Origin of the sequence: Candidatus Desulfosporosinus nitrosoreducens (assembly GCF_030954495.1) — a bacterium.
GTDB classification, from domain to species: Bacteria; Bacillota; Desulfitobacteriia; order Desulfitobacteriales; family Desulfitobacteriaceae; genus Desulfosporosinus; species Desulfosporosinus nitrosoreducens.
In genome coordinates this window covers 1-7,787 of the sequence record NZ_JAVHUW010000011.1, presented here as the reverse complement: position 1 = coordinate 7,787, position 7,787 = coordinate 1, and the positions used below count along the sequence as shown (strand labels likewise).

7 protein-coding genes are annotated in these 7,787 nt (G+C 42.3%); all 7 read left to right on the top strand.

The genetic code is table 11. From position 1 onward, the window contains the following. The first annotated feature begins 154 nt into the window (after window positions 1–154). Window positions 155–766 (top strand): MFS transporter, encoded by a 612-nt coding sequence (locus REC12_RS00710; RefSeq protein ID WP_308891626.1) that lies wholly within the window; start codon window positions 155–157, stop codon window positions 764–766. Window positions 767–1,062: 296 nt separating this feature from the next. Then, window positions 1,063–1,563: a DinB family protein gene (locus REC12_RS00705; RefSeq protein WP_308891624.1), complete on the top strand. Its 501-nt coding sequence runs from the start codon at window positions 1,063–1,065 to the stop codon at window positions 1,561–1,563. A 622-nt stretch (window positions 1,564–2,185) separates the two neighbouring features. Next, on the top strand, window positions 2,186–2,479 hold the full coding sequence (locus REC12_RS00700) for a metal-sensitive transcriptional regulator (RefSeq protein WP_374214152.1): 294 nt from the start codon (window positions 2,186–2,188) through the stop codon (window positions 2,477–2,479). Between the two features lie 19 nt (window positions 2,480–2,498). Beyond that, a complete protein-coding gene (locus REC12_RS00695) occupies window positions 2,499–5,471 on the top strand; it encodes a heavy metal translocating P-type ATPase (RefSeq protein WP_308891618.1) in 2,973 nt (990 codons plus the stop codon). A 233-nt stretch (window positions 5,472–5,704) separates the two neighbouring features. Beyond that, window positions 5,705–5,902: a CopZ family metallochaperone gene (locus tag REC12_RS00690; RefSeq protein ID WP_308891615.1), complete on the top strand. Its 198-nt coding sequence runs from the start codon at window positions 5,705–5,707 to the stop codon at window positions 5,900–5,902. A 164-nt stretch (window positions 5,903–6,066) separates the two neighbouring features. Next, the gene (locus tag REC12_RS00685; protein ID WP_308891613.1) at window positions 6,067–6,837 is read left to right on the top strand and encodes a class I SAM-dependent methyltransferase; all 771 of its coding nucleotides are present in this window, start codon (window positions 6,067–6,069) and stop codon (window positions 6,835–6,837) included. A gap of 292 nt (window positions 6,838–7,129) precedes the next feature. Further along, window positions 7,130–7,603: a Chromate resistance protein ChrB gene (locus REC12_RS00680; RefSeq protein ID WP_308891610.1), complete on the top strand. Its 474-nt coding sequence runs from the start codon at window positions 7,130–7,132 to the stop codon at window positions 7,601–7,603. Window positions 7,604–7,787 lie beyond the last annotated feature (184 nt).

The following is a 7,787-nucleotide window of genomic DNA, read 5'->3' as shown; positions in this document are numbered from 1 at the left end:
CTTCTTTTCTTTATCCATAGCCGATTTAATGGCTTTTAATTCTTCCTCTGATGCTCTCATTTTTATCCTCATCTTTTGTATAAAGTAGCTTCAGAAAGAATATCGACAAATTGTATGAATATCTTAACTCAATTTATATAGTAATAAGGATTTAATGTGTGCAACTTTGGGAGTAGGCGCCTCACGATTCTTCATTAATCCTTTTTATACCATTGGTATGCCTGTAATTATAGTTAGTGTTTTAAAGGCGCCAGAATATGCCTATGGAATATCTCAAACTTTCGTTATGGTTGGTGTACTAGCTTCACCTATGTTAGTAATGTTTTTAAAAAAGAGGCATTCAGATGCAACTTCATTGTTTATTAGTCGTATAGGAAAGGTTATTCCTTTTTCTATACTACTTATAGTAGGATTTGAAGGCGTAAGAAACGCTCTTAAATCAAATATTATTTTTATAATTGCATTTTTTTCTTTAATTTGTTTCTTTGGAATGATGTTTAATTCAAGTGGTTTTGCATTTCTTAATACATATTTTCAGAAAAGAGTTCCAAGAGAATACTTGGGAAGATTTGCAAGTGCTAGGTTCATGTTTTACTCTATTTTAGAACCTTTAGGGATGAATTGTTTTGGTATTTTATATAGTAGAAGCAATATAAAATACGCACTGGTGTTGGTATTAGTTGGTGCTCTTACTGAAGCGACTTTATTGCTTAGGGTTAGAGAAAAAGAGATGAACACAAAAATTTCTGCTGAAGCCTTAATGTAGATGTTTAAACAAACGATTAAAAATAAAGAGTAATTTTAATACGAAAGGAGCTATTCCTGTAATGAAGTAATTTAAGCTTTGAATGAAAGAAGTACCTCTAGTATACTGGGAAACGTTCCGACCAAAGAACAAATCCAAGAGTATCTTCTTGTCTATGATTATAGTACTCCGCAAATCAAGTATGGAGTTGAAGGAAGATTGCATTATTCACGCAAACTGCCGAGAGAGGATGTATGACTAAAGCTCTGGTTTACTTCAACTTTAAAAAAATGATCTATAAAGAGAGGGGTAAAGGGATGTCAAATCGGAAAGAACTTTTGCTTACACAGTTGTATTCATGCCATCATAAAGATGGATGGTTTCCGCCATTGAATGTTGCCCTGAGAGGACTAAGCGAGGACCAGGTTACCAAAGGCGGTGAACAATCCGCGAATTCAATCATTGGTATTATCCGCCATCTTGTATTCTGGAATGAACGCTATCTGCAAAGGTTTAAAGAAGGTTCCTTATCTCCAATGGAAATATCCAACGCTGAAACATTCGAGCAGGGAGCTTTCAGCGAGCTTGATGATAACTGGGATAATATGCTGCAAAGATTAAATTACGTATTGGGACAATGGGAAGAGGCCATTAGCAACTGCGACGACGCGAAGCTGGAGAGTCGAACTCACCCAGATCAAGATGAATGCTGGTGGACTTCGTTGACGCATTTGGCCATGCACAATGCATATCACATTGGACAGATTGTTCATATTCGGAAAGAACAAGGTCTATGGGAAACATGGTTTGAGCTTTAAGAAAATGGGATTAATAGCTGAGGAAAGAATTGAACGACGTTATAAGCAGCTTTCTTGAGGCCTATTTTTAGCCGCGTCAAAAAGATTCCCTCACACTAAACATTAAGATCATTAACGTAGCGACTTTAAAAGGGTGGACAATATCCTAAGCCTTTTATTGTTCACCACTATAAAAATGAACACAAGTTCAATACTATCGCCGTGCGAATGCATAGCTTCCTGGATGATTCCAGATATTCCTAATTAGTTTATAGGCTGTTTAAAACACAATCTCAGAATAAAGAAGACTTGATTCAGGTGGAGTTTTAACTCCATCTGAAGCTTAGTCGCACTTATCCAGGGACTTAGCCGCTCTTAACTCACCGCTTGCAGCAGCGGAAGTTTTAGAGCGGATCAGTCAGCGGATAAATACGCTGAAAACGATGAAAACGATGAAAAAAACCTCACATTGTTTTGTTTTAAGAAGGAAAAGCTATTTTATAATCTAAAAATCCTTTGGACGGGAAAGCTCTTTGTTAGTTGACAAATAGACTAGGGGGGTATACTATATAACTGTATTAAGGGAGTGATTTAAATGGATGAAGATAAGGAAATTCAATCTTGCCTGAGTTGCTCAGCTGAAATGGGCGGTCAAAATGAACGAAAAAGCCATCACAATGAAAAAACGATCAAAGAATTGTCCAACCGCATGAACCGGATCGAAGGTCAGGTGCGGGGGATTAAAGGTATGATAGAAAGGCATGTGTACTGCGACGATATTCTCAATCAAATCGCTTCTGTTCAGTCCGCCCTTAATGGTGTTTCCAAACTGCTGCTTGAAAAACACATGAAGTCATGCGTTTGCGAGCGGCTGGAAGCGAAGGATACGGAAGTTATCGATGAAGTACTAAAAACCATTTTCCGAATGATGAAATAGGGCAGTGAGGTGATACCTAATGGCACAAGAACAAGCATCCGAAATTAAAGTCCTGGGCATGAGCTGCGAACATTGTGTTAAGCGGGTTGCCAAAGCTCTCGAAGGTCTTTCCGGGGTAAACAATGTTCAGGTTTTGCTAGCCGAAGAAAAAGCTACTTTTGACTGGGACCCCTCTGTGATCGACCGTCAGAGCCTCCGCCAGGCTATTGAAGAGGCGGGCTACGAAGTCGACGACCTGGAGTATGAGCAGGTCGATAAAGAGGACCAGGTTAAAATACCGGGACAGATTTCAGTCTATGGCATGACCTGCCAGCATTGTGTAAACAGAGTAAGCAAGGCCTTGGAAGGGCTGCCGGGCTTGGAAAATGTAAGAGTTTCTTTGGAGGATTCGAAAGCTGATTTTGATTATGACCCCAGCCAGGTTAAAGAGGCGGATCTCCGTCAGGCCATAGAGGAAGCGGGATATTCCTTGACACCGCTGCCGGCTGAGCCCGGCGGGGAGGAGGAAGCGCTCCGGGATCAAGGCCGCGCGGATGGGGAAAAAAGTTCCCCAGGAATTAGTGAGCCGCTTGCCCCAAGTGCGGACAAAGAAGATGAGGAGCAAAAGCAGTTTAAACTTACGGGTATGACTTGTGCCAATTGCGCCCTGACCATTGAAAAAGGGGTAGGAAAAATGTCCGGCGTCAAGCGGGCAACGGTGAATTTCGCCTCGGAAAAACTGGCGATAGAATATGATCCGAGTCTTGTGAAAACGGAAGATATTTTGGACAAGGTCAAGGACCTGGGCTACGGGGCCTATAGCGAAGGTGAAGAAGAGGGTAAGCAGCAGTTCAAGGTCGGTGGCATGAGCTGTGCCAACTGTGCCTTAACCATTGAAAAGAAATTAAAAAATACTCCTGGAGTAAGCTCAGCTACTGTCAACTTTGCCACTGAAACGGTAAGCGTCGAGTTTAACCCCAATGTTATAAGTCTGGAAGGAATTTTTGAGCAGGTAAAGGACGCAGGCTATACCCCCATTGAAAACAAAGAAGAAAACCGGGAAGATAAAGCCGTCAAAAGGCAGCTTTATTGGCTGATCTTCAGCGCTATTCTTTCCGCACCCCTTATGCCCCTTATGTATGTGCGGATGAGTCAGACGAGTGTATATATTATGTTTGTTTTGGCGACCATTGTCCAGTTTACTGCCGGTTGGACCTTTTACCGGGGGGCTTATCATGCCTTGAAAAACGGGACCGCCAATATGGACGTTCTGGTCGCTCTAGGGACAACAGCGGCCTATGCCTATAGTGTTATGACAACCTTTCCGCAAATTTTCTTTGTGGGGCCTACTTTCTTTGATACCTCCGCCTTACTGATTGTCTTTGTCCGGTTTGGCAAATACCTGGAAGCCAAAGCCAAGGGCCGTGCAGGTCAAGCCTTAAAGCGCCTGCTTGAACTTCAAGCCGATAAAGCAAGAATTCTGATCGAGGGCCAAGAGAGGGAAGTTCCCGCCTCAAGCTTAAAAATCGGAGATATCGTCGTCGTGAAACCCGGTGAGAAAATCCCGATTGACGGTGAAATTATCGAAGGTCAAGCCAGCATTGAGGAAGCAATGATCACAGGTGAGTCCATCCCCGTTGACAAAGGTGTGGGGGACCCGGTTGTCGGCGCCACGATCAATTCTTCTGGGAATATTAAAGTTAGAACTACGAAAACGGGTAAAGATACCATGCTTTCGGGAATCATTAAGATGGTCGAGGACGCCCAAGGAGTTAAACCGGCGATTCAGCGTTTAGCCGACACGATCTCCAATTATTTCGTTCCCACGGTGGTCTCGATTGCGGTCGTAACCTTTTTGATCTGGTATTTCCTGGTTCACGGCAGTTTTGTCTTTGCTTTAACGGCCGGAATCGCCGTTCTCGTTGTCGCCTGCCCCTGCGCTTTGGGCCTGGCGACTCCCACGGCAGTGATGGTGGGAAGCGGAGTTGGCTTAAATCGGGGCATCTTGTTTAAATCGGCGGCGGTCTTAGAGGGAATTTCCAAACTTGAGGCGGTTGGCTTTGACAAGACGGGTACGCTTACAAAAGGAAAGCCGGAAGTAACCGATATCGTGAGTTTTAAGGGGTATACGGAAGAGGATGTGCTGAAAGTAGCGGCGGCCGGAGAGAATCCTTCCATTCACCCTTTGGCCCAGGCGGTAGTTGGCCGGGCCAAGGCTGAAGGTGTGCTTATTGAAGAGGTGCGGGATTATCAGGAAGAAGGCGGTCATGGAATCATCTGTTCTTACCAAGGCAAGCAGCTGCTGATCGGCAATATTAAATTAATCCAAAAGTATAACGCTGTTTTAGGCTCTTCGGAGCGGGATTTCCAGCGTTTGGCGGAAGAAGGCAAAACCACAAGCTTTGTGGCTTTAAATGGGGAAGTCATCGGTTTAATCGCCCTTGCCGATGTTTTAAAAGAAGGAACCAAGGAAGCGATTGCCCGCCTGCACCAATTAGGCATCAAAACCTTTATGATTACCGGAGATAATAAAAAAGTGGCGAAGGTCGTAGGCTCTCAGGTAGGGATCGACGAAGTTGTTGCCGAGGTTTTGCCGGAAGACAAAATTAAGATTGTAAAAAAGTTCCAGGAACAAGGATTGAAGGTTGCTATGGTAGGCGACGGTATTAATGATGCCCCCGCTTTGGCCCAAGCCGATATCGGCATAGCCATCGGTTCCGGCACTGATGTGGCGAAAGAAACCGGGGATGTTGTTTTAGTTCGCAATGATTTGCTCGATGTTGAACGCGCCATTCGTTTAGGGAGAAAAACCCTCGGGAAAATCAAGCAAAATCTCTTTTGGGCATTGATTTACAATACCATAGGCATTCCCATAGCCGCCGGTGTACTCTTTCCGGTTACCGGCAAATTATTACCCCCGGAATGGGCTGGACTGGCCATGGCTTTTTCCTCGGTGTCCGTCGTCACTAATTCCCTTTTGCTTAAAAACTACGACAAAAAGCTTGCAGCTTAAGCTGAGATTGGCTGCCTTGGCGGCAGCTTTAGCGACTGATAAATTTCTCTGGGTTTTATCCGCTGACTAATCCGCTCTAAGACTCCCGCTTCGGCAAGCGGTGGGTTGAGAGCGGCCAAGTCCTTGGATAAGTGCGACTAAGATTCAGATGGAGTTAAAAAATCCACCTGAATCAAGTCCGCTTTATCTGAAACCGAGAGACAAACTATAAATAACTATGGGGGGTAAATAAGATGAGCCAAATCACATTAAAAGTTGAAGGAATGACTTGCAATCACTGCAAAATGCATGTGGAAAAGGCACTCAACGGAGTAAGCGGTGTTGAAACGGCGAGCGTTGACCTGGCTAAAGGGGAAGCCGTCGTAGCAGGTAATGCCAAGCGCGAAGATTTGGTCAAAGCGGTAACCGATGCCGGATATAAAGCTGAGTAAGTAGGTTTTTGGTGATAAAGCCGATTGTCCGGTTGTGATTATTCCTGGAATAATCACAACCGGAACTTTTTCGTTTAGCCGCTGACTAATCCGCTCTAAGACTCCCGCTTCGGCAAGCGGTGAGTCAAGCTTTATAAAATGGAAACGTTGAGGGTGTATATCATATGGATTTACGACTGAAATTTAATGAAGACGAATTTAATTATGACAAATGGAGGCCCAATTACGTTCCTGAGCTCTATGATGAAATTATACGCTATTCGGATATAGACGAAACGAAAAAAGTCATTGAGATAGGTATTGGAACGGGCCAGGCGACTTTGCCAATTCTTAAAACTCAATGCCAATTAACTGCTATTGAGATTGGTGAAAAATTAGCCGAATATTCCAGACGGAAATTTGCTTCCTTTAAGAATTTGGAAATCCTTAAGATTGATTTTGAAAGTTTTCAAAGCAATAATAACACATTTGACTTGATTTATTCCGCAACGGCTTTTCATTGGATACCGGAAGAAATTAGTTATACAAAGGCTTTTGACCTTTTAAAAAGCGGCGGTGCTCTAGCATTATTTTGGAATCACCCTTTTGTAAATCGCGCTGACGATTTGCTCCATTTGGAGATTCGGAAGGTCTACAATAAATATAAACCATCTGATAAAAAACCGCTTGAATTTAATAAAAATGACTGCAGGAAAGTGGAAGATACTATAAAGCGTCACGGGTTCATCAATTGCTGCTCAAAATTATTCTTTCAAACTCGAACTTTTAGCGCGGAAAATTACATAGCTTTACTAAATACTTATTCTGACCACAGAGCTCTTCCTCAAGATCTGAAAAATAGATTGGAGAATGAAATAATATCTGCTATCAACAATTTTGGCGGGAAATTGCCTGTTTATGACACAATGGATTTGTATTTGGCACAAAAACCATGAAATGAAAGAGTTACTTTGCAATAAGTCCAAAATTCTTTAAAGATAAACCCAAAATGACAAAGCGCAATGACAAAAAACAGGTGAATTTATGAAGCCGGGATGAAGGAGATATTAAGTTCTCAAATACTTGCCTGAATTTAAGTAAGAAAAATCTTGACAGAAGAGTATGTAATGTTATAATGTAACCGGTATAACAATTTAGTTATACCGGTTACATTATTTATAGTGAGATGATTTTATGAATTGGACAACACTTATTTATCAAATACCGAGGGAAAACCATAAAAACAGGATGGCTGTTTGGAGAAAGCTCAAATCAATTGCGGCCTATAACGTTTTGCAATCGATTTGGATTCTACCCGAATCGGAATTCGCCGCAAAGGAGTTGAAGGCGCTTGAGTTGCAAATTAAACAGAATGGAGGAAAATCAATTTTTTGCACAACAGTAATTGAGAGTGAAGAGCAAAACCAGATCTTGATTGCTGGCTTTAATTCAGAGAGAGAATTGGACTATAAAGAGTTGCTTGATAAATGTGATGATTTTGAGCATGAAATGAAGCATGAAACTGAAACTGAAAACTTTATCTATGCTGAGCTCGAAGAAAATGAGCATGAGATAAAAAAGCTCCATATTTGGCTGAATAAGATCATACAAAAAGACTATTTCGACTGTTCGCTTAAAGCGGAAGCCATGGAAAGGCTGAAAAAATGCGAAGAATTATTGAGCGAGTTTAGTAATGAAGTTTATGACAGAAACTCCGAGTGAGAGCAAAATTTAAGACACAAATATAAAGAAGACTTGATTCAGGGACTTAGCCGCTCTTGACTCACCGCTTGGCAAAGCGGGAGTCTTAGAGCGGATTAGTCAGAGGATAAAGAAGACTTGATTCAGGTGGAGTTTTACTCCAACTGAATCCTAGTCGCACTTATCCAGGGACTTAGCCGCTCTT

What these genes read in the sequence shown, in the direction of transcription:
- REC12_RS00685 (WP_308891613.1), top strand. Translation starts at nt 6,067, where the DNA reads ATGGATTTACGACTGAAATTTAATGAAGACGAATTTAATTATGACAAA.
- REC12_RS00705 (WP_308891624.1), top strand. Translation starts at nt 1,063, where the DNA reads ATGTCAAATCGGAAAGAACTTTTGCTTACACAGTTGTATTCATGCCAT.
- REC12_RS00700 (WP_374214152.1), top strand. Translation starts at nt 2,186, where the DNA reads ATGGGCGGTCAAAATGAACGAAAAAGCCATCACAATGAAAAAACGATC.
- REC12_RS00710 (WP_308891626.1), top strand. Translation starts at nt 155, where the DNA reads ATGTGTGCAACTTTGGGAGTAGGCGCCTCACGATTCTTCATTAATCCT.
- REC12_RS00690 (WP_308891615.1), top strand. Translation starts at nt 5,705, where the DNA reads ATGAGCCAAATCACATTAAAAGTTGAAGGAATGACTTGCAATCACTGC.
- REC12_RS00680 (WP_308891610.1), top strand. Translation starts at nt 7,130, where the DNA reads ATGGCTGTTTGGAGAAAGCTCAAATCAATTGCGGCCTATAACGTTTTG.
- REC12_RS00695 (WP_308891618.1), top strand. Translation starts at nt 2,499, where the DNA reads ATGGCACAAGAACAAGCATCCGAAATTAAAGTCCTGGGCATGAGCTGC.